Below are 3341 nucleotides of genomic sequence, written 5' to 3'. Positions count from 1 at the left end.
TCATAGCTTAAAGATATTTCTCCACCTCCATTAGTTCCTATATTGCCAATATTGCCTTGATTAACACCTGAGATGATGTTGTTTATATTGCCTAATTCTTCAAGATTAACATTGCTTTGATCTACGGTGATGTTTTCTACTTTTACATTATTTGCACCACTTCCACCTACAACCACAGTGTCTAATTTACCTGTTTCTTTATCTGTAGAAACAACCCAATCTTTGATTCCAACACTACCACTACCATTGTTAGTTACTGTATTACCATCTTTATCTTTACCTACTGAGCCTTGGTTGGAAATAACTAAATCAGCATTACCATTATTGGTAATACCTCCACCTATAGTTGCACCTTCTCCATTAGAAATTTCAAGTTTATTATCACTATTGTTAGTGATAGAACCTGAAATACCTGTATCAGAAGTAGAGGTGTTAGTGATGGAATCAAGCTTGCCACCACTTTCTACTACTATACTTCCTGAGATAGAACCACTTCCTGTATTGGTAATACCACCTTCAACTGAACCCCCACTTTCTACTTTAATTTCACCTGCTATAGAACCATTGCCTTGATTGACTATACCAGAGCCTCCACTTGAAGAGCTAACATTACCTCCTGAGATGATAATGCCGCCTTTTTTATCATTGCCATCATCACTACTGCTACTACCACCTATGATACCTTCATTGACTATACCAGCAGATCCACCACTTACTTCACCTGAGATGGTGATTTGAGCATTGATTTCTTTACCGCCTCCTAGATAAATTCCAGCGTTATTGCCGCTTACAACAGCACCTTTTTTAACTTCAATGGCATCAGCTTCAATAACCTTAGAGCTTCCATGATCTATATTAATACCATTATGTCCAGCCTTAATGCTACTGCCTTCTTCTAGGATAATTTTACCTAGTTCCATTTTATTGCCACTAACCGAACCATAATCATAAAAACTTATACCGTTTAGATCTGCTTCTATAAAGCCTTTGTTGACAAGGGTTTCTATTTTATTACCCGCTTCTGCAAAAATACCATTAGACTTTGATTTAATGGTTCCTTCATTAGTAAAGTTATTAATGACAGAAGCAGCACCATAAGAAGTTATAAGATTAATAGCTGCTCCAAAATCATGATTACTTGTTGATTCTATAGTTCCTTTGTTAGTAAAATTTTCTATAGTAGCTTGCATTAAATTTAAACCAAAAATACCAGAAATTAAACCTGTATTATTAAAAGTTTTTATTGTATTATAGCTTAAGCTTATACCTGATGAAGCTCCATATTCTGAAGGCTCTTTTTTTCCTGTGCTATTTATGGTTCCAGTATTAATGAAAGTATTTATAGTTCCACTGCTCATACTTATACCGTTGCTTCCGCTGATCAGACCTTTGTTTGTAAAGGTTTGTATACTTGCTTTGGTTATATTAACACCTTGACTATTATTACTTTGAATAGTTCCACTATTGTTAAAGGTTTTTATATGAGTATTCTTTCCTTCGAAAAATACTCCTTGGCCATTAGAAGCTGTTATAGTCCCACTATTATCAAATTTTTCTATGTTAAGGGTTCCTGAATTACCACCCCAAACTCCCATATAAATTTGTCCATTAACTTGACCTGTGTTTGCAAAGGTATTAACAGTGATGGTTCCTGTAAAACCTTGATCATGTTCTACAGCTACCTTGCCGTTGATGGTTCCATTATTAGTAAGATTGGTAAGAGTGAGGGTATTGCTACCACTAGCATGAGCATAGATGATTCTATCGTTATTACCTATACTACCTAAAGTTCCGCTTGATCCAATTGTTAAGGAATTTGTTGTTCCACTTCCAGTAATGGTTACTTTATCAGTGTGCAATGAATTTATAGTCGTATCAGTCCTAGCTTCAGGACTATAAACACTTGCTGATCTAGCTTTAAGATTTTTATTTGCTTCATCATAAGTTTTTATTTCAGAATTTAACTTAGCATTAGCACAGCTAGCTAAGAAAGAAATAGCAGCTAAAGATAAAACTATCTTTTTAGAATTTAAATGGGATTTTCTAATCCCCCCCCCCCATGGACACCTTACTTGAAATAATATTTTTACTCAAATATTTTTCTCCTTCCTTATTTAAAATGATTTATTTTGAAATTAATTTCATATTTTTTATTTTTTAAAAATAATATAAAATACAAAAATAAAATAGCGGAATAATAAAATATTTAAACTTAAAGTATAATTAAATACTAACTATTATAAAACTATATGGTTTGAATTTAAATTTTATTTTATAGAAAAAATTGATTTAATGAGAGTAAATTTATATGAAATGTTATCTTACAAAATATAACAAATATTTAAGCTGTATAAGCGTGAATTTCCACGCTTATTCTAGTTCATATTTTTTGATCAAAGTATTGTAAAATCCATTGGTTTTTGTCTCATCTATACCTTTGTCAAAAATTTTTACCAATTCTTTTTGTTTGTTTTTATCAAAAGCAAAACTAAAGCCTTCTCCACCATCTGTTTCTTGGTAGAAGCTTACCAATTCTGGATTTTCAGCTAAAAAACCTTTAGCGGTATCTTGATCAGCTACAATAGCATCGATTTTGTTGTTTTTTAGTGCTAAAACAGCTATGTTTAAATCTTTATTGCTTTGCACTTGTGCATTTTTGATAGCTTTTGCAGTATTTTCTTGTAAGGTTCCTAGTTGAACTCCTATTTTTTTACCTTCTAAATCATTTTTCGTTTGAAGTAAATTGTTACTTTTTAGTTTAAGATAAAGATTTTTACTTATATAGTAAGGTTTAGTAAAATCAACACTCTGTCTTCTTTCGTCCGTTGCACTCATAGCTGAGGCAATCATATCGATTTTGCCAGCTTTTAAAGCAGGTATTAACCCATCGAAATTGGTTTCAACCCAAACAACTTTGATGCCGTTTTTTTTAGCGATTTCTTCTACTAGATCCGTATCAAAACCTGTAAGTTTTGAGTTTTCTTTATAGTTAAAAGGTTTATAGTTTGGTGTGGTTCCAACCTTTAATTCTATGCTCACATTTGTTTCTTTGTTTTTAGAATCATTGCAAGCGTTTAAAAATAAGCCGATTAAGGCAACTAAAACAACACTAAATATTTTTTTCATTTTCTTCCTTTGATATAAAATGTTTTAAAATTATACTTATTTTAAATTTATATTTAATTAAGTCTAATTGCTTTTTACAATGTTTAAAGTATGCAATCTTTGATATATTATTCATAATAAATTTCAAAAACCCACCAAATACTTATATAAATACTTACACAAATATTTATACTATTTAATCCTTTATTTAATCCCCTTTTAAGTTTAATTGGTTA

The 3341-nt window shown here is 31.2% G+C and carries 1 protein-coding gene and 1 pseudogene; both read right to left on the bottom strand.

All coding sequences use genetic code 11. The features are described 5' to 3' along the window. Nucleotides 1–1859, bottom strand: a pseudogene (locus ELQ09_RS08140) (hypothetical protein); the annotation flags it as partial. Nucleotides 1860–2370: 511 nt separating this feature from the next. Beyond that, complete coding sequence (locus ELQ09_RS08135) at nucleotides 2371–3126, bottom strand: basic amino acid ABC transporter substrate-binding protein (protein ID WP_052785400.1); 756 nt, start codon at nucleotides 3124–3126, stop codon at nucleotides 2371–2373. Between the last annotated feature and the right edge of the window lie 215 nt (nucleotides 3127–3341).

Origin of the sequence: Campylobacter sp. CH186, assembly GCF_004378925.1 — a bacterium.
Taxonomy (GTDB): Bacteria; Campylobacterota; Campylobacteria; order Campylobacterales; family Campylobacteraceae; genus Campylobacter_D; species Campylobacter_D jejuni.
The sequence above is the reverse complement of the archived record's forward strand: the minus strand, read 5'-3'. Positions and strand labels throughout refer to the sequence as shown.

Coding starts and splice junctions, on each gene's coding strand:
- ELQ09_RS08135 (WP_052785400.1), bottom strand. CDS start 3,126: ATGAAAAAAATATTTAGTGTTGTTTTAGTTGCCTTAATCGGCTTATTT.